This is a genomic window from Roseivivax halotolerans, assembly GCF_900115815.1.
GTDB classification, from domain to species: domain Bacteria; phylum Pseudomonadota; class Alphaproteobacteria; order Rhodobacterales; family Rhodobacteraceae; genus Roseivivax; species Roseivivax halotolerans.
Genome location: NZ_FOXV01000010.1, coordinates 64,335 through 90,393, shown reverse-complemented (window position 1 = coordinate 90,393; position 26,059 = coordinate 64,335). Strand labels below are relative to the sequence as shown.

General features: G+C 61.0%; 24 protein-coding genes and 2 tRNA genes. 9 read left to right on the top strand and 17 right to left on the bottom strand.

From position 1 onward, the window contains the following. Positions 1 to 679: 679 nt before the first annotated feature. The gene (locus BM171_RS13940; RefSeq protein ID WP_093013594.1) at positions 680 to 1,381 is read right to left on the bottom strand and encodes a recombinase family protein; all 702 of its coding nucleotides are present in this window, start codon (positions 1,379 to 1,381) and stop codon (positions 680 to 682) included. Between the two features lie 263 nt (positions 1,382 to 1,644). Between BM171_RS13940 and BM171_RS18725 the strand changes: the two genes are divergently transcribed. Then, on the top strand, positions 1,645 to 2,307 hold the full coding sequence (locus BM171_RS18725) for a hypothetical protein (protein WP_139218710.1): 663 nt from the start codon (positions 1,645 to 1,647) through the stop codon (positions 2,305 to 2,307). 592 nt (positions 2,308 to 2,899) lie between these two features. Here the strand turns inward: BM171_RS18725 and BM171_RS13935 are convergent. From BM171_RS13935 to BM171_RS13895, 11 genes are all read right to left on the bottom strand, one after another. After that, on the bottom strand, positions 2,900 to 6,049 hold the full coding sequence (locus tag BM171_RS13935; protein ID WP_093013592.1) for a hypothetical protein: 3,150 nt from the start codon (positions 6,047 to 6,049) through the stop codon (positions 2,900 to 2,902). Between the two features lie 191 nt (positions 6,050 to 6,240). Continuing rightward, positions 6,241 to 6,429: a hypothetical protein gene (locus BM171_RS13930; RefSeq protein ID WP_093013588.1), complete on the bottom strand. Its 189-nt coding sequence runs from the start codon at positions 6,427 to 6,429 to the stop codon at positions 6,241 to 6,243. Then, on the bottom strand, positions 6,429 to 6,782 hold the full coding sequence (locus BM171_RS13925) for a hypothetical protein (RefSeq protein WP_093013585.1): 354 nt from the start codon (positions 6,780 to 6,782) through the stop codon (positions 6,429 to 6,431). The genes BM171_RS13930 and BM171_RS13925 overlap by 1 nt, the downstream gene beginning before the upstream one ends. Then, the gene (locus BM171_RS18990) at positions 6,782 to 6,949 is read right to left on the bottom strand and encodes a hypothetical protein (RefSeq protein WP_175497561.1); all 168 of its coding nucleotides are present in this window, start codon (positions 6,947 to 6,949) and stop codon (positions 6,782 to 6,784) included. Before BM171_RS18990 ends, BM171_RS13925 begins: the two co-directional genes overlap by 1 nt. A gap of 275 nt (positions 6,950 to 7,224) precedes the next feature. After that, the gene (locus BM171_RS13920; protein WP_093013580.1) at positions 7,225 to 7,521 is read right to left on the bottom strand and encodes a hypothetical protein; all 297 of its coding nucleotides are present in this window, start codon (positions 7,519 to 7,521) and stop codon (positions 7,225 to 7,227) included. A 261-nt stretch (positions 7,522 to 7,782) separates the two neighbouring features. Continuing rightward, on the bottom strand, positions 7,783 to 8,040 hold the full coding sequence (locus tag BM171_RS13915) for a hypothetical protein (RefSeq protein WP_139218709.1): 258 nt from the start codon (positions 8,038 to 8,040) through the stop codon (positions 7,783 to 7,785). A 225-nt stretch (positions 8,041 to 8,265) separates the two neighbouring features. After that, entirely contained in the window at positions 8,266 to 8,760 is a 495-nt protein-coding gene (locus BM171_RS13910; RefSeq protein WP_093013574.1) for a hypothetical protein, read from the bottom strand. Beyond that, positions 8,760 to 9,302, bottom strand: a complete 543-nt coding sequence (locus BM171_RS13905) for a hypothetical protein (protein ID WP_139218708.1) — start codon at positions 9,300 to 9,302, stop codon at positions 8,760 to 8,762. Before BM171_RS13905 ends, BM171_RS13910 begins: the two co-directional genes overlap by 1 nt. 410 nt (positions 9,303 to 9,712) lie before the next feature. Further along, positions 9,713 to 10,417 carry a hypothetical protein gene (locus tag BM171_RS18720; RefSeq protein ID WP_139218707.1) on the bottom strand — a complete coding sequence of 235 codons (705 nt, stop codon included), beginning with the start codon at positions 10,415 to 10,417 and terminating at the stop codon, positions 9,713 to 9,715. Between the two features lie 169 nt (positions 10,418 to 10,586). Continuing rightward, positions 10,587 to 12,053 (bottom strand): DUF6538 domain-containing protein, encoded by a 1,467-nt coding sequence (locus BM171_RS13900; protein WP_093013568.1) that lies wholly within the window; start codon positions 12,051 to 12,053, stop codon positions 10,587 to 10,589. Between the two features lie 259 nt (positions 12,054 to 12,312). Further along, on the bottom strand, positions 12,313 to 13,053 hold the full coding sequence (locus BM171_RS13895) for a hypothetical protein (RefSeq protein WP_139218706.1): 741 nt from the start codon (positions 13,051 to 13,053) through the stop codon (positions 12,313 to 12,315). Between the two features lie 222 nt (positions 13,054 to 13,275). Between BM171_RS13895 and BM171_RS13890 the strand changes: the two genes are divergently transcribed. From BM171_RS13890 to BM171_RS13865, 6 genes are all read left to right on the top strand, one after another. After that, the gene (locus tag BM171_RS13890) at positions 13,276 to 14,031 is read left to right on the top strand and encodes a SurA N-terminal domain-containing protein (protein WP_093013563.1); all 756 of its coding nucleotides are present in this window, start codon (positions 13,276 to 13,278) and stop codon (positions 14,029 to 14,031) included. Positions 14,032 to 14,210: 179 nt separating this feature from the next. Continuing rightward, positions 14,211 to 15,248, top strand: coding sequence for a TRAP transporter substrate-binding protein (locus BM171_RS13885; RefSeq protein WP_093013560.1), 1,038 nt, complete (start codon positions 14,211 to 14,213; stop codon positions 15,246 to 15,248). A gap of 63 nt (positions 15,249 to 15,311) precedes the next feature. Beyond that, the gene (locus tag BM171_RS13880; RefSeq protein ID WP_093013557.1) at positions 15,312 to 15,881 is read left to right on the top strand and encodes a TRAP transporter small permease; all 570 of its coding nucleotides are present in this window, start codon (positions 15,312 to 15,314) and stop codon (positions 15,879 to 15,881) included. Between the two features lie 4 nt (positions 15,882 to 15,885). Further along, on the top strand, positions 15,886 to 17,202 hold the full coding sequence (locus tag BM171_RS13875) for a TRAP transporter large permease (RefSeq protein ID WP_093013554.1): 1,317 nt from the start codon (positions 15,886 to 15,888) through the stop codon (positions 17,200 to 17,202). An 11-nt stretch (positions 17,203 to 17,213) separates the two neighbouring features. Beyond that, positions 17,214 to 17,972: an SDR family oxidoreductase gene (locus BM171_RS13870; protein WP_093013551.1), complete on the top strand. Its 759-nt coding sequence runs from the start codon at positions 17,214 to 17,216 to the stop codon at positions 17,970 to 17,972. Positions 17,973 to 18,113: 141 nt separating this feature from the next. Next, complete coding sequence (locus tag BM171_RS13865; RefSeq protein WP_093013548.1) at positions 18,114 to 19,685, top strand: cytochrome c; 1,572 nt, start codon at positions 18,114 to 18,116, stop codon at positions 19,683 to 19,685. Between the two features lie 33 nt (positions 19,686 to 19,718). Here BM171_RS13865 and BM171_RS13860 read toward each other — a convergent pair whose 3' ends face one another. From BM171_RS13860 to BM171_RS13845, 4 genes are all read right to left on the bottom strand, one after another. After that, on the bottom strand, positions 19,719 to 20,801 hold the full coding sequence (locus BM171_RS13860; RefSeq protein ID WP_093013546.1) for a lipocalin-like domain-containing protein: 1,083 nt from the start codon (positions 20,799 to 20,801) through the stop codon (positions 19,719 to 19,721). Continuing rightward, the gene (locus BM171_RS13855) at positions 20,791 to 23,193 is read right to left on the bottom strand and encodes an FtsX-like permease family protein (protein WP_093013543.1); all 2,403 of its coding nucleotides are present in this window, start codon (positions 23,191 to 23,193) and stop codon (positions 20,791 to 20,793) included. Before BM171_RS13855 ends, BM171_RS13860 begins: the two co-directional genes overlap by 11 nt. Beyond that, the gene (locus tag BM171_RS13850) at positions 23,190 to 23,843 is read right to left on the bottom strand and encodes an ABC transporter ATP-binding protein (protein ID WP_093013541.1); all 654 of its coding nucleotides are present in this window, start codon (positions 23,841 to 23,843) and stop codon (positions 23,190 to 23,192) included. The genes BM171_RS13855 and BM171_RS13850 overlap by 4 nt, the downstream gene beginning before the upstream one ends. Before the next feature lie 72 nt (positions 23,844 to 23,915). After that, positions 23,916 to 24,701, bottom strand: coding sequence for a LytTR family DNA-binding domain-containing protein (locus tag BM171_RS13845; RefSeq protein ID WP_093013538.1), 786 nt, complete (start codon positions 24,699 to 24,701; stop codon positions 23,916 to 23,918). 389 nt (positions 24,702 to 25,090) lie between these two features. On the opposite strand from BM171_RS13845, the gene BM171_RS13840 reads away from it, so the two are divergent. Together BM171_RS13840 and BM171_RS13835 are read left to right on the top strand one after the other, a co-directional pair. Next, positions 25,091 to 25,167: transfer RNA gene (locus BM171_RS13840), tRNA-Asp, on the top strand. Positions 25,168 to 25,200: 33 nt separating this feature from the next. Next, positions 25,201 to 25,277: transfer RNA gene (locus tag BM171_RS13835), tRNA-Asp, on the top strand. A 149-nt stretch (positions 25,278 to 25,426) separates the two neighbouring features. Here the strand turns inward: BM171_RS13835 and mepK are convergent. After that, on the bottom strand, positions 25,427 to 25,996 hold the full coding sequence (gene mepK, locus BM171_RS13830; protein WP_093013535.1) for a peptidoglycan L,D-endopeptidase MepK: 570 nt from the start codon (positions 25,994 to 25,996) through the stop codon (positions 25,427 to 25,429). Between the last annotated feature and the right edge of the window lie 63 nt (positions 25,997 to 26,059).

Sequence of the window (26,059 nt, the reverse complement as noted above, 5' to 3'; positions counted from 1 at the left end):
CGCCGCGCGGTCGCTTGCAGCGGTGGCGCTGGTCGTGGCCTTGGTGAGCTTGTCCGTTGCGGAGCGTGCCCGCGTAATGGGGGTCACGTCGATCTCGGGGCGGATGTTGCGAAGCGTCGTGAAGGCCCCGGCGGTATCCTTTTCGAGGTCGCGGATTGCTGCCTTTACGCTCTTAATTGCGGACGTGAACTGACGCGCGCCGGATTGTGCCGCGCCTGCGTCGATCTTGAGCCTCAGCTCATGAGTTTCTGCCATATTTGCCTGCCTGATTGCCTGTCTGGTCTTGGAAAAAGCGGCGGGACCGGGACAGGAACCGGCCCCGCTTGTATTGCGCGCCGAGGGAGAAGAACTGCGCGCGACGTCCTCGCGATAGGACGCTGACTGCGGTATCAGAATACCACAAGTGGAGCGATCTACCTAGGAAATGGCCTCTGAGCGGGTCACGAGGGAAAATCGAGAAATGTGAACTTTTCAGGCCGGTTCCGGCGCTCTATGCAACAACACGACATCAAAAGTTGTCATGTATGCCGACAGCACCTGCGCCGCCGAAATGGGGTAGGGCGCGGGTGGCCGTGGGTCCCATATTAGTTAATAAAAACAATACGTTAGGCGATTTATGGTCTTGCCCGCTAACGCGGGCTTTACCGTTTCGCTGCCGCACTGGCGCGACTATGTCGTGTTATGCCGACTGTCCCTGATAAACGCCCGCCTTCACCAGCATCTGGCGTACGCTGTTCGCCTGATATTCATGACCGGAAGGGGTCGTGAAACCTGCTTTCGCTAGCTCGGTGGCGATCTGCCTGAGGGATCGGCGATTTCCCGTCTTTGGATTGCGTCGATACAGTCGTTTCGCTTCCGTGAGCGCGTCAGCGCTGATCGGTTTCCGCCCCTCTACCCTTCGGCCCAGAGCCTCGCTCTTACGGTCTCTGGCGGCTTTCAGCTTTTCTACCGTGTTCCTACGGTCGAAGGCTGCGACCGCGCCAAGGATGGTGCGTACAAGCTCTGTCGTGGGCGTATCGACCATGAAGTAGTCCGGCGCTGTCGTCGGTATCAGGTCGACTCCCCGATCCTTAAGCAGCCGGTGGCCTAGCTCCTGCACAACAGCGTCGCGGGCGAAGCGATCAGGCGATTCCACAAGGATAGTTCGAGTACCGTTGGACAACACCGCATCGAGTAGTTTCTGCATGCCGGGGCGGGAATCGATAGGGTCGGCACCAGATACCGCAGCGTCATAGAAGGTGTGGACGATCTGGTAACCGTTCGCGTCCGCGTATGCCTCAATAGCTTTCTGCTGGCGCTTGTCGGAATCCTTGTCGCCGCCAACGTTTGTGGCGCTGGACGTGCGCATGTAAGCGAAAGCGGGAGTCTTTGTTTTCGACATGTACCAATACTTTCAGACGGATGCGCTAGGGATTCGTTATCTTACTCAAGATAGATAACACATCCGGGCCGCCGAGTCCGCCTTCATTTCTGGAAACAATCGTTTTCAGCCGCGTTGCGACAATAGCACTTAGCATTTATGTCAGCAGTTCTTACATAAATGTAAATGCAGGTGAATCTAATCGAGGGTTGCGTTCGCGCGTTTCGACGGCGGCTGGAGTAGGATTTCTTGACCATGTCCCAGCCACACGCCACAAGATGATCATGACAATTGAAGAGAGAACTCAACGAATTGGCGAACTCAGGACTGAGTTCAAGCGATTAGTGGAGTACCATGAAGGCAGCTTTCGCGAGATCGACGCCAAAGCGAAATATTGGCTTACCGTCGCTCTTCCATCGTTCGTGGCTCTCGCTGGATATCTTGTTAAGCACGGCGACGTAATTTCTTTGCCGCTATTGGTCAGCGGATGTGCTTTGGCAACTTGCCTTCTTGTCTCTGTATATCTGTTCTCTTCGGTACTATTATCGCTGCGAGTTGAAAGTGGCATCCTAACTCCCGCCAGCCGAAAGTTTAGTGATGCCGAATGCTACATCGGAACGGCCGAAGACTGGGCTGAATTATGCGAGCTTCAGGCCCAAGAATTGCTCAATGCGATTACAAATAACGAGACGCAGAATGCCCAGAAGGGCAGGCGGTTGCGGCGTGGCGAGATATCGCTATTTCGAGCGGTTCCCGCCGCTATTTGTCTGGCTGGAGGCTCCGCCTTTGCTTACGCCGCTGCCAGTCCACGCGGGTTTTCCGCCGCCTTGACTGGAACCACCACCGCCGGAACGGTTGCCGGAATTGCTATTGGCGCTGGAACTGCCGCCGTCCTTATTGCCTTTGACCATTTAAGCACCTGTGGAAGAAACTCAGGATCATCATAGTAGCGTGATGTATGCGACACCACAACCGACGGTAAGTGAGATTGATCTTTTCCCCAAAATATGGCCTGACGCCCTGAGTTTAAGTTTACCAGTTTCGTCTCTCGCGCCGCAGGGAAAGTCACTGACGTCCACCAGCGTCGAACCGCCGCAAGATATGCTGTTTGCAGGGGTTTGCAGGGGTTTGCAGGGGTGACACGGTAACCCCTGCAGCGCTCAAACCCCTTGTTCTCTTGGCCGAAACGGTGCTCTTGCAGGGTTGCAGGGGTTTTCTTCTTCCAAAGATCAAAGAGGAGTAGGACACACACACACCACTCCCGTCTATGTGTGGGTGTGTGTGTGTGTCCGCCGCTGAGAGCGGAGCGCTCGCGCCGAAAACCCCTGCAACCCTGCTCGAAACGTATATAATATATTAAAAACAATAGCTTGAACCCCTGCAGTAACCCTGTGGGAACCCTGCAAACCCCTGCAAACCCCTGCAAACCCCTGCAGACAGCAGGGGTTTTCAAGGGCGAGCCCATCCCGCGAGCGAAAAAGGCCTGCTGACGCAGGCCCTGTCCACATCCCCGGCTCTCGGGCTCCAAGTTCGGCGGAACTAAGTATTGCCAAGACCCTCCGTTTTGTTGGTCTCGATCTCCCGAGCCGTCAGCGTCCAGACTGCCGTACCGTTTGAGACATCCTTTTCCAACGTGTAGCTGAGATCGCCGCGATCCGCCCGAAACGAAGCAGCGAAACGCCCAAAAGCTTTGCCCAACATGGAGGGGTTATCGTACACACCAGAAATGCGGTTGTATCCCGCCTCTTCGATGACGAGCGGTTCGCCTTCATCAAATCCTTCAAGCTCTGCCTTGATCGATACCGCATTGGACGCGCGTTTGTTGCGGCCGGAAACGAACTTCGTCCCGATAGGGAACGAAAGAATGTGTTCCTTCAGCAGTGACTCGGAACTTTCATTAGATGCGTCAGCTTCTTTGAGCTTCTCACGGTTGCCCATAAACCCGCCGAATCCAGCCGCCTTGAGAACGCCGCCGACCGCGCCGGACCAGTTCTCATAGGAGGCAAGAACGGTGTCCTTCTGGTGCACCATGCCCTGCGCCACCCAGTTCTGGATGATCGTCAGGCAGGCCCATACGAGGTCGCCGCGGTTCTTGGTCGCCCAGCCACGGATATCCGAGTGCCGGAAGTCTGTTCGCTTCTCGGGGTTCTCACGCTGCGCATCGAGATCGATCATGATGAGGCGGCGGATCAGCTCACGGGACAGCTCGACGCTGTTGCCTGTAAAGACCCACGCGCAACGTACGTCGACCTCGATGGTCTGGGACTTACCGAGAATACGCGCCTGATAAACGGGCGTCGTCATCGCCGAGGCCAGTTCGCCGGAGTCGACCGAATGGTTGATGTTGTCGAAGAAGACGATGTTCTGACCATTGGACAGCACCGACGTCAGGGTCTTCGACATCTCGTCCTTGTTGCCCGGCATCGCCAATGCGGGCGTCACCTGCCCGGTCGCGATGATCGAGAAGACGTCCGTCAGGAGCGAGGCACCGGTGCCCGGCGCAGGCTTGACCAGCAAGTGACCCGGCGTCGGCCCGTCGACCATCTCTCGCATAAATGGAAGGAGGATCAGCGCCATCATGTTCGTGACAGCGGGGACGCCTTTTCCGTGAAGCGCCTGCTCCACGATCTCAGGCCGCGTCATGGCCCCGAGCGGGAAGTCCGCGAGGATTTCCTCGATCAGGAGCTGCTTGGCGGTCTGGACCTGCTCAGCGCTCGGCTTCTTGGGCACCTCCGGGACGGACAGGGTAATGTCAGGCTTGTAGTAGAGCTTGCTGTTCCAGTCGTATCCCGGCTCGGTCAGGAGGCTCCCGTCCTTCGTGAAGGTCGGAGTAGTCACAAGACCACGCAGGTCCGGGTAAACCCCGTAATCAGAGTTGAACAGGTAGCGCACGACATCGTCTGGCGCAGACACGCCCAGCGCGGTCTTATCCTCACCCACAGTCCGCGCATAGCGCGCCACTGTGTTCAGGTGATGCTCGAAGCCCCCTTTGTCGAGGAACCGCATACGCGCGTGCCCCTCGCTGTTCTCGCGGATGACGCACAGGTTCTCCATGTAGTGGAAGACGTGCGGGTGCTCGTGATTGGTGTCGTGGATGCGGCGCTCACCGTAACCACACAGCTCTTCGAACCCAAATTCATTGACGATGGCGAAACCCGCCTCGGTACTTTTCTCCCTCTCCGCTTCTTGCTTTGCCTTGGCGTGCGCCTTCTTGTGCTCCTTCAGCATAGCCGACCCAGCGGACTTAAGGCGCTTGCGCGCGTTGCCGTCGTAGCCCGCCTCGGTCAGCAGTTCGTCCAGCCGGTCATACGCGGCCTTCTTCCCGCTTGCCCATTCGATGGAGGCGTAGAGCTGGGCGATCTCGTGATCGTCGAGATCGACCTTCTTGAACCGCTTCGAGACGCTCGCTGGTGTGGCGAGACTCGTGATCTCGACCGGACGTTCGATGCCGTAGTGATACTTGGACAGCTCGACCGTCTCCCCGTCGACCTCATCCGGGTAGAATGCCTCATCGCAGAGGACGTCGGAGAGGCTCTCATAGCCGTTAGGGAGCGCGATCTCCCCGTCGACGATGGCCTTGTCGATCAGCCGCACCATGTCCCACGTATGTACGCCTGCGGCGCTGCAGTGGTCATGCAAGCAGTGGATACGGAAACCCTCTTCAGGGTCCTCCTTCATCCAGCAGGCAGTGTCGTCCGGGTCACTGGGGTTCGAATGCTGCGCGTCGTTCGGGCACATGATCTCGCGTTCGTCACCGTCCCCGGTGCGGGTCTCCCAGCCGATCATGTCGAGCACGTCACCGAACATGCAGGCATATCCGAGATCGTTGAACCACGCCCGGACATCGAACCCGTCGCACAGGATTGCTTCTCCGCCTTTGTCTTCGACCGCAGACAGCGAGCCAGAACGTCGTGCGACTTCCTTTCTACCATACTTCCTCGGGTCCCCGTCTGCGACAGAGTCGAGATCAAGGCCAGTACCTGCGATGATGAAGTGCTTAAATTCAGCGTCTTCAGCGGGGCGGCGTGGCGGGCGCTGAAGTCGCGACAGATCCATGCCAGTGCGGTCAAACGTGGTGACGCCGATACTCTCGCAGAAACCGACGTACTTGCGCTTCCAAACGTTCAGCGCCTTACGGCGCTCATCGCCCTCTGCCGGAAGCTCGTAAGGCTCCTTCAGGAAGACAACGATCCTGAAACGATCCTCACCCGGTGCCGCCTTGGTCGTATGGGAGTAAGAAGTGAAAACGACTGAGAGGACGTCGAGAGGCTTCAGCGCTTCGACAACGCGTTCCACGGTTTCACCTTCATCGAGGTCGATGACCAGTGCGGTGATGGCTTCTGCGGAGTTCGCCGTGCGATATGCCAGCGGGAACCGCTGCCCTCCCAACTCGCGAGTTCCGGGGAATTCCCTGCCACGGTTGTACACAAAGGACAGGCCGTCGATACGCTTGCTGACTGGATGCTCTACGAGGCCACAGGCAATGAAGTCGCTAACGCTGGACTTGTACCTAATCCAGCTTGTCTCGCCCTTCTTGCCACCCTTGGCGCGCATGGTTTCAGCCCAGATCAGTTCGATCTCGGTATTGAGAAAATCAGAAACTTCAGGAGTGGTGAGATCGCCGATTACGGTGGCGTCTCCGATCCGGATCACGTCCGAATTTTCGATTACATTGGTGCCATCAGGCATGTGTTTGCTCTCCGATACAGTCAAGGTGCCATAATTTCTCCTTCTGGACTGTTCATTCGGCCTCATCCTGTGAGACGACGGGCGGCAGCAGAAAACAGACAAGCCTGCCGCCCCGTATATTTGTTGTGAAGCCCGCAGCACCGACGGCAGAGCCGTCCCGCTAACGCGGGCCTTCACCGGTCGAGGGAAGTTTACAACTCGGGTAACAGCTCACTCATCTTCCTGAGCATCAGCGTCACGTCCCTGCGGGAATGTCCTGCCGCTTCCAGTTCGTCGGTGATCGCAAAAATCAGGCCTGCCACTGGGCGCGGGTCGAAGCCGTCCCAGTTCATAGCCACAAGGGCAGTGCGAGCGGCTTCGATGGTCGCGTCGTTTTCCATTACGCCACCTCCTTTTCCGCCTGCGTCACCTGCACTTTCGTCGGGTAGACCAGCCGATAATCGGTTTCTTGAGTGCGTTCGACGTCCCAGCGGTGCCCCTGATAGCCCTTGACGTAGGAGTCGACACGGGCCGAAAAGCTGACCTTGCAACCGGGCTGGGCTGCATCCCAACTCTTGCCCTTTTTGAACCAAAGATGATCGGTCAGAGTGTTGCCATCCGCGTCTTGAACGTTCTTGAGCAAGATCGTCGGCTCCGGCCCCTTGTATCCGTTCTTAATCCCGAACCGCGCCACGGTCGCGGTCACGCCGAGACGCGCGCCAAGGTGCTTTCTGAGTTCCTTTCGCTTACCCATTACGCCGCCTCGCTTTCGCCGGTCAGGTCAGCCACTTTTAAAGCCAGCCGGTTCAGTTCGCGCCGCCTTCCTACCGTTTCCCAACGCAGGGCAGTTCGGGACATGAGGTCAGTCAGAAGAATAAGCGCCGTCTCGCGGTCACTATCGTCAAAGTTGAATACGTTCATTTTCTCGCCTCCTTTGTTTGCTGCGATGCCGGGCAATATAGGCACCTGCATGAAAGGAGTCATCTATCTGAAATTAATGAGATTTTAGCACATCTGAGGACAGAAACATTTGCACGTGTCCTTTTCAGCTTGAAGCTGATTTCCCCATCGCGGATGGGGTTCTATATTACCTCTATTCTGCTTCAAGCTGACTTTCGGCCTCTCCACTGTCCCCAAGCCGGAAACAGTGGCTGTGACTCTTCCGCAACACCATCCAAGGGTGGCGCTGGGAAATGTCACATCGCGTAATCGTCCACGATCTCTTCCATCTGCTCGATGAAGCTCTCGGGAAATGTGAACCGACCGGGGCGGGTGTCGCCGTCGCCGATGGCCCACGTTTCCGGGCACCGCCGAAACCCGGCACGCTTCAGGGCGGCGCGAGCGATGCGCGGCCCGAGTGCATCAGCCAGCCAGCCGAACTCGACGCGCATCCCGCGTCCGCCGCCCCGGCGGGCAAGCGCACTGAGCTTATCTGCCAGCTCTTGAATCATGTCGTTATCGAGGGCGGGCTGCCCGTTCGCAAAAGTTTGCATTGTTTGTCCTGTCGTTGGGGTTGGTAATGGCGCAGGCGGCAGCGAGGGACGCTTTCCAAAACAACCCCCATCATCATGTGACGGAAGCCGCCGCCTGTTCTTGACCGGCCCTAGGCCGGGACTTCTTCGGCCAAGATGCGCGCAATTGCGCGCTCGATAGGGCCGATATTGGTGCGGAAGGTCCCATCGTCGTGGCAGGCCTGCCGAGCGTTGGCCCAAAGCTCGCACCGCCGCCGGTATCGGGCCATGGCGAGGCGGGCGTCACGCTGCATCGCGTCGATCCGCCCAAGCTTCGATCTCCGCTCTGAGGCGGGCCTCTTCGGCGGCGAAGTCTTCCGGTGTCCAATCGGCGCGCATCGCCATGGCGCGCTGCCAGCGCTCACGCCGCGCCTGTTCGCGTTTGGCCTTGGCCTTCCGCTCTTTCTTGTCGGCGACGTAGGCGAACATGTTCGCGGAATTAAAGCAGCGCGAGCCCCAGCCGTCTTCGCCCATAACACCGTCTTCAACAAAGTCAGACATTGTTGTTCTCGGCGCGATGACGAAGGGCGTTCCGTTTGCGTTCAGCCGCTGTCAATTCAAGCGACTTCTTTGGGGCGGTCAGGCGAGAGACCAGTTTTTGGTATTCGGCCTCGGTCAGGATATGAGACGGGTACAAGATGCAATGCCACCCTGATCCCGCGCGTCGAAAGAGGGGCTTCCAACTGCCTCGCTGAGCGCGGACAGCCGTTTCGATCTGTTCCAATGTCATTCGATCAGCCCCCAGCGTCTCGCCAGCGACAGCCTTTCGGCGGGGTCTTTGATGTCTTTCAAAGCCTCAAGCCGTTCGTTGCGGGACCGTTCGTCCTGTTCCGGAAGGGGCGTCGCGATGCCGAGTTCGCGTGCCTCGGACAGCGTCCGCGCTGCATGTGCTGTACGGTGCGAATGGTGGACGTCCTTGCCCCGATTCAGGTCCGCGACTGCCGCCGCCCGTGCCTCTTCGTCGCCTTCGGCAATCTGCTTCTTGCGAGCGGCAGTGGACAGCGCGGGCAGGTTCAGAAGCTCCGCCGCGTATTCGTCTTCATCCAGAGGCGCGCCAAGGGCGGCGATCCGGGCCGAACGAAGGTTCAGCACGTCATCAGCTTCAAGCTGGACGCCATGCTGTGCGGCTTCGGTGACGGTGCGCTTTACAAGCGCCGCCCAGCGTTCGCGGACTGCTTCAGAGCCGTCCACAATATTCAGAAAATTGGTGTGGTCGCTCATTATGCGGCCTCCTGCATGGTCATGGGGGTGTGATACTGGTCAAGGGCCGCTTCATTGCTAGAAACGGCGAAGGCGGGCGCGATGTAGTCAATGTCGGGTGCCTCACCCCCGGTCAGTACCCACACGAGGACGGGCGGACACAGAGCGAAAAGCTCGCGAAGAGGACTGAGATTTCGAACGATGGCCGGGGTGCACAGACGGCTATTTGCGACGGCGACAGTGAAAAAATTCTGTGCGGCCCGCAGTCGAGCGCGCATGGTCTCAGACGGAAGCCATTCCGCGAATGAGTGCGCCATAGGAAGCGCTTCGGGCTCGATGTACAGATCATGCCCGAAGAGGTCGCGCGCGGCCTCTGTCAGGGCGTCGACGGCCCCAGAATCCACTTCTTTGCCCTTCAAGGTCATGACCGCGGCAGCGAGCGGAAAATGCTTTCGCCCACGCCCACGCGTCGGGATGCGATAAGGAAGCCCCTTCAGGCGTCGAAATGCGGTCGCATCGGAGACGCTAGCGGCGTCCGCATATTCTTCAGTTGAGATATACACTTGTCTTGCCTCAATTTTCGGGAAATTTTGCTAAATCCGTCACTTTATGGTTGCAAGCTATCACAAATTCTGAAACTGCGCAAATTTGTAGAGGGTCACGGTCTGATTCGGGTGTCCTTGGCTCGGTGGTCGCGAGCCCCGCTGACGCGGGGTTTCAGGCAAGAAAAAAGGCCCGCCGGAAGGGCGGGCCCTTTAAGAATTTGAAGCGATGCGGGCCGGAGTGTCGGGTGCGCGAGGTTAGCCGCTATTCGTGCAAGATCGGTCTATCGTATTGGTCGCTAAGAAGTGGAGTCCGGCTCTTTGTGAGAAAGGTAATGACTGATGTAGCCTGTGCCATGTATCGGTGAACTAGCTGCAGGATTTTTGGCCCCAATTTCCTTGGATTGGCTGATGCAGTCTTGGAAATTGTTTTACAACTCTTCAAAATAAACTTGTCTTTTCTTTGATGGTATTACAATAAATTCTCCCTCCCCGGCACTTGGAAAATATGCCTCAATTTCATTTTTTTCTATTTGGGCGTGCGCTATAAATGCATTTCCATCTTGCTCTGTGCATCTTCTTGAGAACCACTCGGCTTTAGTCTTGCAGATGCTCCAAGAAAAGCCACTCTTAATATATTCTGTAGCTTCGGTCTCTGTCGGAGCATTCACCCCGCGCCAGCCAGTAATCGGGCCTTGTAATTTTCTGAATGTTGCATGATCTTTACCGTTTAGAGTTTCGTGTTTGTTGCTCCGCTGACAGTTGAGCGCTTGAAGTATATAGATTTCTTGTCGAAAATGGTTTGTGCTATTGCGGAATGCTTCGAAAAAGAGTGTCCAATAAATGCGGTCTCCATCTTCATCTCTTGGTATCTTGGGCTCAATTGATTGGATCAAATATTGGAATCTATACCGCCAGCCTTCAACCAGATAAAGAGCTTCTGTCCACTCCATTTCATTGATGGCCATTGAAAACTTGTTCTCTTGTTCGCTTATTTCTGTGAGGATATCTGTTTCGCTGCAGAAGGGAAGGCGGTCAAAGCGAAAAGGATGCATAAATCTGGTGCCCGTACTCCACTCTTCACAGTATTTCCGTAGTTCATTGGGGAGGTCTTTGGGCTGGTAGTAGTATCGCATAAAGGTACTGCTTTCTTGATCAAGGAGAGTGGTGCCATCGAAGCATAGTAGGGTGTATCGTTGCCAAATGCGCGACTACCGAAGCTATGCAGGGGCTTCTCCTTTTACTAATTGGGATTTCGTCCTGAATTTTAAATTCAAATATGTGCGCGCGGTGTGTGGCTGGTGGCTACCAGTATTCGATTGCGTCGAGCGCCTTCTTCATTGCGGCGCGACCGTGTTGTGTTTCGCCGAAAGGTGTCTTGTAGTGCCTCAGTTTGCCTTGTCCTATAACGTGTCCGATGATGCCTCGGATGATATCGTCGGTCATTCCGTCTTGTCGCTGTAGGCGATCCACTAGCGTGTCCTTAAGGCTGTAGAGTACGTGTCGGTCATTCTTGAGACCGGCAGCGCGTATCACCTTAGTGAAGTTGTCGGACATGGTAACGGCGATTGTCTTCGATTCCCGTTCTCGCTCGAAGCCGCCCTTTTCGAGAAAGTCGGGGAGGTCCGATATGTGCTTGGATATGGGTAGCTTGCGCGGCGTGGTTTTCGTCCGCCGGATCATCAAGACGCCGTTCTCGACATCGCCTGTCTTCAGTTGGAATACTTCGGCAGGACGCATCCCGGTGTAGAGCATTACGCGTACGGCCATCAGGAAAGATTTCCGGCGACGGGGCCGAATGCGGCTCTTGCTGTCCGGCCCCCAAGCCTCATTTAGCGCCTTCCAGACCAGCTTTACCTCATCATCATTGAATGCCTGCCATCGAGACTCCTCTACGGTAGTATCGCGCTTGGACAGGCGAACGCGCGGGAATTGAAGCTCCGCCAGTTCGTCGTACTCATCCGCCGCCCACCGCCAGAGCGCTTTAAGCGGGGCAAAATGCTTTTCAACCGACTGCGTGCTTATCGCCGGGTCTGCTTCCAGAGCGTCGCGGTGTTGCCGCAATTTATCGCGGTCATAGACCCTAAGGCCGTGATCTCCGTGAGCGCGCACGAGGCGCTCAACCATGTGTCGATATGAGCGCGCAGTGTTCGGACGTAGTGCTTGCACCTTGATGTATTGTTCAATCAGGGCCGAAATCCGCATCTCTGGCGGTGTGTGATCGGGCAGGGGGGCTAGTTGCTCCAGTCGCTGCGTGAGCATCGCTCGATAAGCGTCGTATTGCATCCGCTCAACAGTCGCCGTTGGCGGGGGAAGCTGAATCGTCTGCCCTCCCGAACGACTATCGTCACCGAAGGCGAGCGCCTGCATCATGACGAGCTGTTTGTACTCATTTGGATCGTCTTGGGCGCTGGTCATTTCATCTGGAATGCGACGCCAAAGAGCGCCAAGTGTCTCTTCTACCGATCCTTCTTCGCCCTCGATAGCTTCCGGCGCGTCCCGGTTTTCTAACTCGGCGATGCGCGCAGAGGTCCGCGCGGTGCCGAGTCGAACCTTCTCATCCCCCGCTGACGCGGGGTCGCGCAGTCGGGCGATGATCCCATCATGTTCTCGGCGGAGGCTCGCCGCCCGCTGTACCGCCGCGTCGTAGTCCCGGCCTAGCGACAGGTTCCACAAGCGCTTCCTCAGAGCCTTCTGGCAGTCATCTGGAACGCGCCGATTGTATCGGTAGAGGCCATCTTTCGCGCGCGTTACATACTTCACTTTTGCCATGGAATCCGCCTTGAAATCTCGCCCACAAAGGGACCTAATTTTGGGCAAATGTATAGCAGGCTCGCTCAAAATGTATAGCAAAAACCCAGCAATGCGCGCTAGATAATTCCAATAATACAATGAAATATGGCGTTCTAGGCTAAAGTGGGTGTTCCGAGTCTCTCATCACCCACCATTCCGCCTCCGCAACGTGAAAGCCGTGAGATGCCGAGCCCGCAGGCCCGGCATTACTGTCAATCGCGTTCGGCGCGGCGATACTTCACCGGATGGACAACCGTACCGATCTCCGTGTCAGGTAGTCGGCCAGCTGCGCGCGACTTGCCATCAGGAAAACGCCCTGATCGCTCGTGCGTGCAACGCCGCCGATCAGCTCCATCGTGCCGCCACGGCGCAGATCGATCGTGAGCATATCGCCCGTCGCTGACTGAACGGTTCCGATGAACGCATCGTCCGCGGTGAAGACCGGCATGCCGATAATACCCGCGATCTCCGGCGGAAGGCCGCGACGCACCGGCGTCGAGCTCTCGTCCATCGAGTTGCGGGTCACGGCGTTGTCCATGTCGGTGTCGTTCTGGCCGCCGCCAGGCGCATCAGAGCCGCCGCCGGAGCCGTCCGAGCCGCCGCCGGACCCACCAGAGCCGTCATCCGGGTCTTCAGAACCGCCTGATCCGCCGATCGATACGCCGACATCCGCATCGGCGACACTGCCGCCCCCGACCGTGGCGTCGGCATCGGCATTCACGCCGTTGCCGCCGCCGACGGAGGCATCGACATCCGCGTCCGCGACGCTGCCGCCTCCGACAGAGGCATCGACGCCGGCATTCACTCCGTTCGAGCCTCCCAAGCCGACATCGACATCCGCCGAGATGCCCTTGTCTCCTCCAAGGCCGACATTGGCTGAAATGCCGAGACCATCGGCGCGGGCCGCACCAGTCGCGCAGAGTGACGCGGCCAAGGCAACGGCAATTCCGGAACTTGTAGATCTCAATCGACTAAGCATGGTTTTTCTCCATGATCTCAGCCCCCACAGTCCAAACCACGAATCTTAAGTTGTGCTAGTTTCAAAAAATCTTCCTAAGGTTGTAATTCTGACTGTTCTTGGGTGTTTAGGCGGTATCCGGCGCACGCGTTCCGATTGCGTCAAGGTTGACTGGTTGTAATGGAACGACGCTTTTCGCGCTTCGTTGTCTTCGTGATCGCAGCGAACCCCAAAGGAGGACTTATGCGTATCAAGACAGGCATCACCGCGCCCGTGACGGCGCTCGCACTCATCTTCTCGACGGCTGCCTACGCGCAGAGCCAGGATGCGACCGGCTCCGACAACGGCACGTCCAGCGAGTTGGAAGACACCGTCGACAATGCCGAAGCACCGGCGACGGACGGGCAGGGCAACGAGGCGTCGAGCAACGGCAGCTCGGACATGGCCCAGTCCGGCGACAACGCGACGGCCGAAGGCGGCAGCGCGGATCCCGAGCGCCTGATCGTGACGGTCGATGACACCGAGATCACGCAAGGCGATGTCATGGCGATGATCGCCGCGATGCCGCAGGAGATGCGCCAGCAACCTCAGGAGCGCCTTGTGCCGATGGCGGTTCAGCAGCTCATCATGCGCCAGATGCTGCTCGATGCGGCTGAAGCCGATGGTCTGTCCGAGGACGAAGACGTTCAGGCGATGACCGAAGAGAACGAGCAGATGCAGAACGAGGACGCGATGGTCCGCGTCTATCTGCAGCGCGAACTCGACTCGGCAGTGACGGATGACGCGGTTCAGAACACCTATGACGAGATCGCGGCCAATTCCGAGACCGAGCTGCCGCCGCTTGAGGACGTCCGCCCGCAAATCGAACAGCAGGTGCGCCAGCAAGCCTATGGCGAGCTGCAGGCTGACCTTCAGGAAGGAACGCGTATCGTCTTCTACGGTCCTGACGGCGAGCCGACCTCGGCCTCGACCGGCGGAACCGAGAATTCCGATAGCTGATCGAGCGTTAACTCGCATAGTTTCAGCAGCGGCCGGCGAGATTCCCGTCGGCCGCTTGTCGTTTGCGACCACGAAATAATCATTTGCGGAGCATAGGCCGGCTGACTAACACTTTCTCTCCATAAGCCATCGCCCGCGCGCATTGAGCGGGACGCAACATGGCAAGGGAGGAGAGAACCATGTTTACCAATCGCCGCCGAATGCTTTCGGTCCTGGGCGCTGCCGCGCTCGGCACGACGCTCGGGATGCCCGCATTCGCCCAGGACGTGACGCTGCGCCTGCACCAGTTCCTGCCGGCACAGGCCAACGTGCCGAAGAACGTGCTCGATGTCTGGGCCGACAGCGTGGAAGAGGATTCCGGTGGGCGGATCACCGTGCAGCGCTTTCCCTCCATGCAGCTTGGCGGCACGCCGCCGGAGCTGATCGACCAGGTGGTCGATGGCGTGGCGGACGTGATCTGGACCGTCGCGGGTTACACGCCCGGTCGCTTTCCACGCGCCGAGGTGTTCGAGCTGCCGTTTACCATGACCGATGCCGGCCCTGTGTCCCGCGCCTATTGGCGGCTCGCCGAAGAAACCATGATGGATCAGGACTTTGCCGATTTCAAAGTGCTGGGGCTCTGGGTCCACGGGCCTGGCGTGATCCATTCCGAAACGCCCGTCGAAACGCTCGATGATCTCAACGGCATGAAGCTGCGCGCGCCGACTCGCCTGACCACGCGGCTCTTTTCCGAACTCGGCGCGACCACGGTCGGTATGCCGGTTCCGGCGATCCCCGAGGCGCTCTCCAAAGGCGTCGTCAATGGCGCGGTGATCCCGTGGGAAGTCACGGGCGCGCTGCGGGTCAACGAGCTGGTCGACAACCATACGACCTTCGGCGACGAGACACTTTACACCACGACCTTCATTTTCGCGATGAACCAGGATCGCTACGATGCACTGCCCGACGATCTCAAAGCGGTGATCGACCAGAATTCCGGACTGGAATTCTCCGGGTTCGCAGGTGCCCAGATGCAGGAAGACGACGCGGGTCCGCGTGATGCCGCGATCGAGGCCGGCGCGAACATCATCGAGATCTCGGGCGAGGAGCTGGAGCGCTGGAAGGAAGCGGGTCAGGCCGTGACCGATGCCTGGGTTGCCGAGATGGACGAGAACGGCATGGATGGCTCGGCACTGCGCGACCGCGCGGCAGAGCTCATCGCCGAGGAAAGCGAGTAAGCCCGACAGGCGGACCGGAGCGCACGGCGCGCGCTCCGGCATCTCGCGGCAGAGGGAGCCTGCATGAAGGCTGGGATCGAACGTCTCGCGCGCGGCACGGCGGTGCTGGGCGGGCTGGTGTTGACGCTGGTCGTCATCCTCGCCTGCCTGAGCATCTTCGGGCGCGGGCTCAACACGCTGGGCCATTCGGGGTTTTTGCCCGGCGGCCTCGGAGATGCGCTCATCGCGAGCGGTGTCGGCCCGATCAACGGCGATTTCGAGCTGGTTGAAGCGGGCGTCGCTTTCGCCATCTTCGCCTTTCTTCCGATCTGCCAGCTCTCCGGGGCGCATGCGGTGGTCGATGTCTTCACCTCCGCTCTGCCGCAAGCGGTCCAGCGCTGGATCGCGGCCTTCTGGGAATGCGCGCTCAGCGCTGCGATCCTGCTCATCACCTGGCGGCTGGGCGTCGGCATGGAGGGCAAGATCGCCAATGGCGAGACGACCTTCATGCTGCAATTCCCGATCTGGTGGTCCTACGCGGCGAGCTTCGCCGCGGCCCTCGTCGCTTCGATCGTTGCGCTCTGGTGCGCCTATGCACGCCTGCGCGAAGCCGCGACGGGCCGCGTTCTGATGACAGACAGCGGAGGGCTCTGAGCTCATGTCGATGCTCGAGCTGGGCTTTGCGTCCTTTCCAATCCTTTTGCTCATGATCTTCTTGCGGGCGCCGATCGGGCTCGCGATGTTTCTCTGCGGGATCGGCGGGCTCTATTTCGCGCTGGGCTCGACGGGCATGTTCCTGTCGCGCCTCAAGACCGAGACCTACACGACCTTTTCGAGCTATTCGCTCTCCATCATCCCGATGTTTCTCTTGATGGGGCAGTTCGCGACCCTCTCGGGCATGTCTTCGGCGCTTTTCAAGGCCGCGGAAAGCTGGCTCGGGCACCGGAAAGGGGGCGTTGCGATGGCGGCGGTCGGGGCCTGCGCGGGGTTCGGTGCGATCTGCGGCTCCTCGCTGGCGACGGCGGCCACGATGAGTCGTGTCGCCTTGCCCGAACTCAAGCGCTACGGCTATTCGGGCGGTTTTTCGACGGCGACGCTGGCGGCAGGCGGCACGCTCGGCATCCTGATCCCGCCCTCGGTGATCCTTGTGATCTACGCGATCCTGACCGAGCAGAACATCGCCAAGCTCTTTGTCGCTGCCTTCATTCCGGGCGTTCTGGCCGCAATCGGCTACATGATCACGATCTCGATCTACGTCCGGCTCAACCCCGACGCGGCGGGCACGCGGCCGGCCGTGCCGATGTCCGACCGTCTGCGCGCCCTCCTGAACGTATGGCCCGTGTTGATCGTGTTCGGCCTCGTGGTGGGCGGCATCTACCTTGGCTGGTTCACCCCGACCGAGGGCGCGGCGGTCGGCGCGGCGGGAACGGGCCTCATCGCGCTCTTTTCGGGCAGCCTGACCTGGCCGGTCTTCCGCGACAGCATCCTGCAGACCGCGCGCAGCACCGCGATGATCTTCTTCATCATCTTGGGCGCGGCGATCTACAACGGCTTTCTTGCGCTCACGCAGGTGCCGCAAGAGCTGTCGAACTGGGTGGTAAGCCAAGGCTACAGCCCGTGGACGGTGCTGGTCATGATCCTCGCCTTCTACCTCGTCTTCGGGTGCCTGATGGACAGCCTGTCGATGATCCTTCTGACCATCCCGATCTTCTTTCCGACGGTCAGCGCGCTCGATTTCGGGATGAGCCCCGAGCATATGGCGATCTGGTTCGGAATCCTTGTTCTGATCGTCGTGGAGGTCGGGCTCATCACGCCGCCCGTCGGCATGAACCTCTTCATCATCAACGGCATGGACCGGGAGACGCCGATGACCGCGACCTATCGCGCGGTCTTGTGGTTCGTTGGCTCCGACATCGTGCGGGTCGCGATCCTCGTGATGTTCCCGGCCATCACCCTGTTCCTCATCCCCGAATAACGGAGGCCTCGATGCAGATCGACAATCAGACAGTGATCGTGACCGGTGGAGGCAGCGGCCTCGGCGAGGCGACGGCGCGCCATTTCGCGAGCCTTGGCGCGCGGGTCGCGATCTTCGATCTGGGAGCCGAGCAGGCTGAGGCGGTCGCGACCGAGATCGGCGGACGCGCCTTCCCGCTGGACGTGACCGACGCCGATGCCGTGGGCCGGGCTGTCGAGACGGTCGCTTCGGAGATGGGCGGCCTGCGCGCTGCGGTGAATTGCGCTGGCATCGCGGGCGCGGCGCGGGTCGTGGGCCGCGAGGGCAAGCTCGCGCTCGATCTCTTCGAAAAGACGATCCGCGTGAACCTTTTCGGCACCTACAACGTGATGAGCCATGCGGCCCGCGCCATGTCCGAGCTCGATCCGCTCGGCGAGGAGCGGGGCGTCGTGATCAACACGGCATCCATCGCCTACGAGGACGGGCAGCTTGGTCAGACGGCTTACGCTGCCTCGAAAGGCGCTATCGCGGCGCTTTGTCTTCCCGCGGCGCGGGATCTCGCAAAGCTCGGCATCCGCGTGGCCGCAATTGCGCCGGGCCTCTTCAACACGCCCATGATGCAGGGTCTGCCGCCCGAGACGACCGAAGCGATCACTTCCAATATCCCGTTCCCCGCGCGGCTCGGCGCGCCCGATGAATATGCGAGGATGGCCGCGCATATCGTCGAGAATTCCTACATCAACGGCACGACGATCCGGCTCGACGGGGCTGTCCGACTGCCGCAGCGATAGGGCGCGGCGGCGCCTGAAAAGGTGCCTCCTGTCATCACGATTTGTCATGGCGGCGTGACAATTCTTGTCCGACAAAGTGGACAGGGACGCCAAGCGCGATAGCTCCTAAGGCGTCACCCCGCCTGATCCGCAGGAGTTCCGATGTCCACATCCTTTCGTCTTTCCGTTGCCGCTGCCGCGATGGCCGGCATTTGCACGCTCGCTCCGAGCGTGTCTCTCGCGCAGTCGGAGGAGGCGAGCGCCGACGCCTCGTCGTCCTCGGACCAGTCCGATCTGGTCGCTCGCGGAGAGTACCTGTCCAACATGGCCGGGTGCCGCCACTGCCACCAGGCGCGCGATGGCGAACCCTATGCGGGTGGCCGCGTGATCCTGACGCCGTTTGGCAGGCTCATGTCTCCGAACATCACCCAGCACGAGCCTTCGGGCATCGGCGGCTGGACGCGGGACGACTTCGAGGGCGCGCTGCGCCGGGGAGTCAACAAGGAGGGCGGGCCGCTCTATCCGGCAATGCCATACAATCGCTACACGCTGATGAGCGACGAGGATATCGATGCGCTCTGGGCTTATTACCAGACGATCGAGCCGGTCTTTAACGAGGTCGAGACGATCCAGCTTCCTTTCCCGTACAACGTGCGCCAAGGCGTGGCGGTCTGGAAGGAGCTCTACTTCGAAGAGGCCCGGTACGAGCCTCGCGAAGAGTGGGATGACCAGCTCAATCGCGGTGCCTACCTGGCCGAGGGTGTCGCGCATTGCGCCGCTTGCCACACGACGCGCAATTCCATTGGCGGACCGGTCGCGGATCAGGCCTATCAGGGCGCGGTGGTCGACGGCTGGTACGCACCGAACATCTCGGGCAGCGTCGACTCGCACCTGAACAAGTTCGACCAGGAAACCCTGACGGCTTACCTTGCGAATGAGCATCCAGATGGCCTCGCTGCCTTCGGCCCGATGTATCAAGTCGCGGATTCCCTATCGAAAGCCGAGCGCTCTGACGTGGAGGCGATCTCCGCTTACATTCTGAAACGCGCCGAGGATGATCCCGAGGGCGAAGCCGACGAGGTCGCGGAACTGAGCGAGGATGCGATGGCGCGCGGCGCAGCGATCTACGAAGGGAATTGCCTCTCCTGTCACGGCGATGACGGCATGGGCCGCGACGGGCTCGCGGCGCGCCTTGTGAACAATGGCGGCGTGAATGGCGACAATCCGGTCAACGTCATCAACGTTCTGCTGCAGGGGATCGAGCCGCGCAACGATTGGGGCCAGATGCCGAGCTTCTACGATAGCCTGTCGGACGAAGAGATCGCGGATGTCACCAATTACGTGCGCGCATCCTGGGGCAACGAAGTGCCGCGCCTGGCCACCGCGCTCGACGTGGAGCGGGCACGCGGGGTGGCGCAGCTCGACATGACCGGAGATACCGACCTCACGGCAGCCTGTCCCGTCGTCTCGCTCGAGGGCGTCTCTGACGGCACACGCGACGCAGTGCGCGCGGTTGCGGACGGTCCGGTTCAGGAAGGCGAGCTGCAAGACGCGGTCGCCTCGCTTGAGAACGATTTGTCGGACGCGGAATATACCCGCAAGCTCACCGTCATGACGTCGCTTTACTGCGACGCTCTGGCCGAGCTCGATGAGGATATCTCCGAAGCGGATTTCCGCGAGCGGCAACTGGCCTTCATGAATGAGCTGAACAACGCGATCGCCAACGACGGCTGACCTCGCGCCAAAGACAAGACCGAGGCCGGGGCGCTATTGCGTTCCGGCCTCGGTCCGTTCGGGGTAGCCCGTCATCTCCAGATATCCGCGGCCCGAATGGCTGCCGCTGACCGTCACGGGGCCTTCCCAGTAGGGGAACAGAGTGCCCATCCAAGCCTGAGCATTTAGCGGCTCGGTGGTCACGTTCAGACCCTCGTCGGGTAGCTCCACACGCCAGCGCACGGGAATATCCCGCCCGGCGACATCCGCCTCCCCAAGCGGCGTCAGCGTTACAGACCCGTCGCCATAGGGGGTCGGCGTGCCGTCAGGCGCGATCCAGGTGGCCGAATTGTAGTGGCCGCCTTCAGTATCCCGCAGCCCGAACGCCATCAGCTTCGCGCCATTGTCGAAATTGAGCGAGAACCAGTCCCAGCCGCTTTGCGTCTCCGACAGAGGTTGCGACGACCATTCGCGGTCAAGCCAGGCACTCCCGGTGACAGCGACAGCGCCCTCGGGCAGGCTGATGTCCCCAGTCACCTCGTAGAAGGGCTGGGAGTAATAGTAACTCGCCTGGCCCTCGGGAGATTTAACCGAATACCCGTCCTCGCCCTGAAGAACGAGCGGACCGGACGCGGTGAGGTCGAGCGCGTAGGAAAAGTCGGAGCCACGCGCAGCGAGCATAACCTCCGACAAAGGATCGGCTCCCTCGGGCGCGGTGGAGCGCAGATGCCAATCGTCGATGAAAGCCTCGAACGGGGCGTCCTCGACACCGGCCTGACCGATCCCGCCGCGCGCCAGCCGCTCCGCCACGAGATGCGTGTCAGCCGAGGTCAGCGCGGCATGACCCATCCAGAGTTGATCCGCTTCCCACCCCTCTGATGTGAGCGGCCGCTGTGCCGACCGGAACAGTGTCCATTGCACACCGTACTCCGTGCCGTCCGCAGCTTCGAGATTGGCGGTGAGATACCACCATTCGATTCGGAAGGCGGGGTGGGGCAGATGGTCCTTCGGAAACTCGAGCGACCGATCCGGCGTAACCCTACCGAAATCGCCGGCCTCGGTTCCGAGCCCAGCGAAGCCTTGGCCATAGGCCGGGGCGGCGAGGAGGAGGGGCAGGATCAGAACTCTAGCGATCATTTGCAAAAACACTCACGAGGCGGGACGGAGGCAGGCGATTGAGGCGGATCACAGGCCAGAGGCAGGCAAGGCAGGCCGCGATCAGGGCGGCCAGCCCCAGCCAGAGCCATTCGCCTGGGAAATAAAGCATCGGCAAGCGCCAGCCGAAGGCTTCGACATTGACGCGGGCCAGCAGCACCCAGGCGAGGCATAGTCCGACAGGAATGGCGAGCAGCCAGGTCAGAAGCGCGAGGAGCGCCGTGCGCGCGACCTCGAGCTTGCCGAGCGTGCCGGGGCGAAGCCCGAGCGCCCAGACCGGCGCGAGCTGCGGCAGACGCAGGGTCGAAAGCGTCAGGAGGCTCGTCAGAATGGCAAAGCCCGCAACACCGAGCGTCAGCACGTTGAGAGCGCCCGTCACAAGGAACGTCTGGTCGAAAACGCGCAGTGACAGCTCTTTCACATCCGCCTGGTTCACAACATTGCCGGGCGGCAGGTCGAACTCGTCGCGGATGGCCTGCACCAGTGCCGGCGCCTCGTCGGGCGCGATCCGTACCGCGAACCGCAGGCGCGGGCGATCCGGGAAGCGCGCGCCAAGCGCCTCGAGCCCGACCATCGCCTGAGGCGCGGGGTTGCCATAATCGGAATAGACCCCCGCGACAGGCAGGGACCAGCCGGGCGCGAGTGCAATGGCGTCACCGAGCGCGATCTCCTCGCGCCGCCAGAGCTGCTCGTTGATGAGCGCGGCCTCGCCCGCGGCGATCCGGTCCCAAACGTCAGGTTCAGCGGTAAGAAGCGGCCAGTTGTCGCGATAGGTCGGGTGGTCCGCGACGCCGAAGACCTCGCCGGGCTGGCCCGCGAGCGTGACATCCACCGACCAGATCGGCAGGACCGCATCCGCGTAGGGCTCAACAAAGGCGCGCAGCTCGTCCGCTTCGGCGGGGGTGCGCGCGGTGACATAGACCTCAGAGGCCAGCCGCTGGTCGAGCCAGACGTCGAAGGTCGTTCGGAAGGAGCCGACCATCGTGCCGACGCCGACATTGGCTGCAAGCGCGAGAAGCAGCGCCATCAGTGCCAGCGACAACGCCGGAACCTGCTGGCGCGCATCGGCCAGAACCCATTCAGAGACCGGGCCGCGCGCCAGCGGATCTGCCGCGCGGAGTGCGCCGATCAGGCAGGCGGGCAGGCCCAGTGCCGCGCCGATCAGGAGCGCTGCAAGACAGGCGAAGGCCGCGATCAGCCCGTCTCCCCAAGCCGCGAGCATCCCGCTTGTCGCCAGCAAGAGCGCTGCGAGCCCGCCCTGAAGGCGCAAGGTTCGCGCGGAGGCCATCGCCCAGGCGCGCGGCTGGGCCGGGGCAAGAAGTGGCATCTTCGCAACCCGCCACAGAGCCTGCGCGCCCGCCAGCCCCGCGCCGATCAGCGCGATGGCGAGCGCGGAGGCCGCCCAAAGCGGATCGAAGCCGAGCTGCCCCGAGACATCCGCGCCGTAAAGCCCGCGCAGCGTGCCGGCAACGCCCGGCAGAAGCGCCGCCGCGATCGCATAGCCGAGCGCGACGCCGACGGCGCCCGCGAGGAGCGCGATCAGGGCCAGCTCGCCCGCCAGAATAGCCATGAGAAGGCGAAGCGGCATTCCGAGCGCCCGCAAGGTGCGGAACGTGCCGCGCCGCTGCTCGAACGCAAGGCCGATGGCGCTTTGCACGATGAAGAGGCCGACCGCGAAGGACAGAAGGCCGAACGCCGTGAGATTGAGGTGAAACGACTCCGTCAGCGCTGCCAGATCGCCTCCGCTTTCTCCCTCGACGAGGCTGAGACCCGTGGCGCCGGCTATCTCCGGCAGACCGAACGGCTGATCCGGGGAGACGGCGAGGGCGGTCAGCGTGTCGATGCCAAGAAGCCGCTGCGCGGTTGCGATGTCGGTCACGACCTGACCGCGCGCGATTCGCAGAACGCCTTGGCGGGGCGGCAGCTCTTCGGCCGCTTCGAGCGCGCGCGCCGTCTCTGGCGAGACCAGCAAGAGCCCGGTCTCGGAGAGAAGTCCGTCGAGCGCGGCCTCATCGCCCGCGATGGACGCCGTGCCGAGGCTCGGCGGGGCGGTCAGCGGATCGAGGCCGCGAATCTCGAGCTGCTGATCCGCGATCTCGATCCATCCTTCGACGAGCGGGCTGACGAGATAACCCAGGCGACGGATGCGGGCGAAATCCTCCAGGTCGAGCGTGTCCGACGAGACGAGCCGGTCCGGCACGTCCTGACCGAGCGTCGCCGCGGCGCGATCGTAGCTGGCCCGCGCCTCGGCATTGATCGCCTGCACGCCCGACCAGAGCGCGGTCGCAAGAGCAAGGCCAATGAGGAGCGTTGCCAATTGAACCGGGTGCCGCCGCCAATGTGCCAGGAGCGCGACCAGACCCGCCCGCGTCATGCGATGCGCCCGCGTTCGAGATGAAGCTGACGGTCCATGCGCGCGGCATGGCGTTCTGAATGTGTGACCATGAGGAAGGCCGCGCCGGTCTCGCGCGCAAGATCGAGCATCAGGTCGAGCACGCGCTCCGCCGTTTCTTCGTCGAGATTGCCCGTGGGCTCGTCGGCCAGCAGCAGTTCCGGCCTGTTGGCGACGGCCCGGCCGATGGCAACGCGCTGTTGCTGACCGCCCGAAAGTTCTTCGGGATAGCGGTCGAGATACTCCTCAAGGCCGAGCCGCGCGGTCAGTTCTTCGATCCAAGCGATATCAAGCCGCCCGGAAAGGCGCGCTTGAAATGCGAGGTTCTGCCGGACGTCGAGCGACGGAATGAGGTTCAGGCTCTGGAAGACAACGCCGATCCGGTCGCGGCGGATCTCGGCGCGTTCGGCTTCGCCGAGGCCGTCGAGCCGGGTGCCGGCGAGCGTCACATCACCGGCGTCGAGGCTGTCGAGGCAGCCTAGACAATGCATGAGAGTGCTCTTGCCCGAGCCGCTTTCCCCGGTGAGGGCCACGGCCTCGCCCGGTTGGACTTCCAGCGAGACGCCGCGCAAGACGTCGATCCGGCCCTCGCGGGTCGCGTATCCTTTTCGGATATCGGTTGCGGATAGCATGTGCCCGGCGGTCTCCTGTCCTTGCAGGGTTCAGCTAGTCGCCTTGCGTTGCGGGGCAACGCGACAGAATGTTCACCTCTGTTCGAGGTGGTCCCCGGCGTGACATTCGATCCAGGCACGGACCGTGTCGAGCCGGGTGCGTGCAATCGGCACGGTCTGGCCGTTCGCCAGCACCATGATGTGCCGCGATCCCTCGCGCCGCACCGTGCCGATGGCGCGGCGAGCCACCCAGAAAGACCGGTGTGGCTGCACGCCCTCATCCTCGCGGGTCTGGGCGATGATGTCGCCAAGCCGGGCGCGCCGCGTCATCGAGCGTCCGTCGAGCGTGATCTCCACGTGGTGTTCGCGCGCCTCCAGCATCAGGATCTCGTGGAGGCCGAAGCGATCGCTGCCGATGATGACCTCGCGGCATTCGGGCGTCGCTGTGATCTCCGGTACCGGGGTTGTCGCAGCTGGTCGTGGTTCAGATGCTTGCGGCCGTGCGAAGTGACGCCGCGCGTAGTCGGGATAGGCGTAGATGAAGAAGAGGCTGTCGTACAGGATCGCAAGTACGAGAAATTGCACGACATTCATCGTCGTGAAGATATTCGTGGGGGAGGCGGCAAAGATCAGGACAATGACCTGCCCGCCAAGCGCCGCGAGCATTGCGATCGGCAAGCTGAGACACAAGGTCGGCAACCGCGGCAAGCTCGGGCCGAAGAGCGCGCGCAATCCCGCGAGGACGAAAAGAAACGTGGCAACTGCCACCGCCGTCATGGCCATATAGAGGACAAGCGCGATTCCAGCGGAGAAAGAGGCTCCGAAGGCCGCAGGGTCCATCAAGTGCAGAAGCAACGCACACAACACGAAGAACGGCATGCCCCTGCGAGACAGGACGACAATAAAGAGCCGATTGATCGTGGTATCTATACGGGAGCCAAAGCTATCGACCAGCCGAATACGTTTATGAACAATGGCGAACACTAAGCAAACCTGGCTGCTGTTTATTTACCAAAAACAATAACTAACGTGATATGGGGATGAACGTTGTCTTTAAAGGATATTCGTTGCGTCATCATACGACTTTAGGACCGCGGTCTGGTAAGGTGAGGGCGCGCGCACCCGTTTCAAACATGACAAAAGCAGGTTTCGGACAGCCTAATGCCTGACCGGAAAAATGCCTCCGTTCTGCTTCCGAAACTGCTTGACGGCATCGCGGCACCCGCCTAGAACGCGCGGCACGCCCGGGGGCACCGGGCGGGCAGCGGGCGGTTGTAGCTCAGTTGGTTAGAGTACCGGCCTGTCACGCCGGGGGTCGCGGGTTCGAGCCCCGTCAACCGCGCCACGCTGTCCCCATGAGTGCCCCGAGGCGCATTGCGCGGTTGTAGCTCAGTTGGTTAGAGTACCGGCCTGTCACGCCGGGGGTCGCGGGTTCGAGCCCCGTCAACCGCGCCACTTTTCTCACGGTACTGACAAGACATGACTGCCTTCGGGGCAGGCTGTCTTTCTGCACTGGCATCTGTGCTTCGGACACGAAAAAGGCACCCGAAGGTGCCTTGTTTCCGACCCGCCTTCGTGAGGACGGGTATGATTGCCGCGCGCTGTCAGCTGCCCCAGCTTCGCACGGGCCCGCAATCCATATGCACGAAGTTCGATCCCGAGTAGCGACCGACACCGCCGGCGCGGCATGCCGCGGCTGCCTTGGCCATCTGGTTCACGGAGCGGGAGTTCAGTCGAAGATCCGCCGCCTCGCCGCGAAGGTGGCGCGAATTCTTCGCCACGCCCGAAGACCGGCTGCGAAGCATCGTGTTGGTTTCGGGGCTGCGGTAGCCGGAGATCAGCAGGTAAGGCTCATCGGCATCGAGCAGGTTGTGCGAAGCGGCCATGATGTCGATCGTGCGCAGATCGATGCCTTTGACCTTGTTGTTCCGCCAGTCCCGCATGAAGAAATTGATCTCGTTCACGGCGTCGGCGATATAATCGCCGTCTACCCAGTAGATCATGTCCAGCCGCTCACCAGTGCGCGCGGAGTACATCTTGATGCGTCGGATATCACCACCGCCCCGCAGGAACCCTGCGGCGTTTGCGAACGTTGGTGCGGCGGTGATGGTCGTCGCGGCGAAGGCCTGCAAAAGGCCGCGGCGGGTGAGCCCGCCAGAGCGTACGTCGTTCATCGGAAAGCCTGTCCCGTTTTCTGTCCTGTAACGCGCACCTCGTTGGGTGCGCCTGCCATCTTC

What these genes read in the sequence shown, in the direction of transcription:
- BM171_RS13940 (WP_093013594.1), bottom strand. Translation starts at nt 1,381, where the DNA reads ATGTCGAAAACAAAGACTCCCGCTTTCGCTTACATGCGCACGTCCAGC.
- BM171_RS18725 (WP_139218710.1), top strand. Translation starts at nt 1,645, where the DNA reads ATGACAATTGAAGAGAGAACTCAACGAATTGGCGAACTCAGGACTGAG.
- BM171_RS13935 (WP_093013592.1), bottom strand. Translation starts at nt 6,049, where the DNA reads ATGCCTGATGGCACCAATGTAATCGAAAATTCGGACGTGATCCGGATC.
- BM171_RS13930 (WP_093013588.1), bottom strand. Translation starts at nt 6,429, where the DNA reads ATGGAAAACGACGCGACCATCGAAGCCGCTCGCACTGCCCTTGTGGCT.
- BM171_RS13925 (WP_093013585.1), bottom strand. Translation starts at nt 6,782, where the DNA reads ATGGGTAAGCGAAAGGAACTCAGAAAGCACCTTGGCGCGCGTCTCGGC.
- BM171_RS18990 (WP_175497561.1), bottom strand. Translation starts at nt 6,949, where the DNA reads ATGAACGTATTCAACTTTGACGATAGTGACCGCGAGACGGCGCTTATT.
- BM171_RS13920 (WP_093013580.1), bottom strand. Translation starts at nt 7,521, where the DNA reads ATGCAAACTTTTGCGAACGGGCAGCCCGCCCTCGATAACGACATGATT.
- BM171_RS13915 (WP_139218709.1), bottom strand. Translation starts at nt 8,040, where the DNA reads ATGTCTGACTTTGTTGAAGACGGTGTTATGGGCGAAGACGGCTGGGGC.
- BM171_RS13910 (WP_093013574.1), bottom strand. Translation starts at nt 8,760, where the DNA reads ATGAGCGACCACACCAATTTTCTGAATATTGTGGACGGCTCTGAAGCA.
- BM171_RS18720 (WP_139218707.1), bottom strand. Translation starts at nt 10,417, where the DNA reads ATGCGATACTACTACCAGCCCAAAGACCTCCCCAATGAACTACGGAAA.
- BM171_RS13900 (WP_093013568.1), bottom strand. Translation starts at nt 12,053, where the DNA reads ATGGCAAAAGTGAAGTATGTAACGCGCGCGAAAGATGGCCTCTACCGA.
- BM171_RS13895 (WP_139218706.1), bottom strand. Translation starts at nt 13,053, where the DNA reads ATGCTTAGTCGATTGAGATCTACAAGTTCCGGAATTGCCGTTGCCTTG.
- BM171_RS13890 (WP_093013563.1), top strand. Translation starts at nt 13,276, where the DNA reads ATGCGTATCAAGACAGGCATCACCGCGCCCGTGACGGCGCTCGCACTC.
- BM171_RS13885 (WP_093013560.1), top strand. Translation starts at nt 14,211, where the DNA reads ATGTTTACCAATCGCCGCCGAATGCTTTCGGTCCTGGGCGCTGCCGCG.
- BM171_RS13880 (WP_093013557.1), top strand. Translation starts at nt 15,312, where the DNA reads ATGAAGGCTGGGATCGAACGTCTCGCGCGCGGCACGGCGGTGCTGGGC.
- BM171_RS13875 (WP_093013554.1), top strand. Translation starts at nt 15,886, where the DNA reads ATGTCGATGCTCGAGCTGGGCTTTGCGTCCTTTCCAATCCTTTTGCTC.
- BM171_RS13870 (WP_093013551.1), top strand. Translation starts at nt 17,214, where the DNA reads ATGCAGATCGACAATCAGACAGTGATCGTGACCGGTGGAGGCAGCGGC.
- BM171_RS13865 (WP_093013548.1), top strand. Translation starts at nt 18,114, where the DNA reads ATGTCCACATCCTTTCGTCTTTCCGTTGCCGCTGCCGCGATGGCCGGC.
- BM171_RS13860 (WP_093013546.1), bottom strand. Translation starts at nt 20,801, where the DNA reads ATGATCGCTAGAGTTCTGATCCTGCCCCTCCTCCTCGCCGCCCCGGCC.
- BM171_RS13855 (WP_093013543.1), bottom strand. Translation starts at nt 23,193, where the DNA reads ATGACGCGGGCGGGTCTGGTCGCGCTCCTGGCACATTGGCGGCGGCAC.
- BM171_RS13850 (WP_093013541.1), bottom strand. Translation starts at nt 23,843, where the DNA reads ATGCTATCCGCAACCGATATCCGAAAAGGATACGCGACCCGCGAGGGC.
- BM171_RS13845 (WP_093013538.1), bottom strand. Translation starts at nt 24,701, where the DNA reads ATGCCGTTCTTCGTGTTGTGTGCGTTGCTTCTGCACTTGATGGACCCT.
- mepK (WP_093013535.1), bottom strand. Translation starts at nt 25,996, where the DNA reads ATGAACGACGTACGCTCTGGCGGGCTCACCCGCCGCGGCCTTTTGCAG.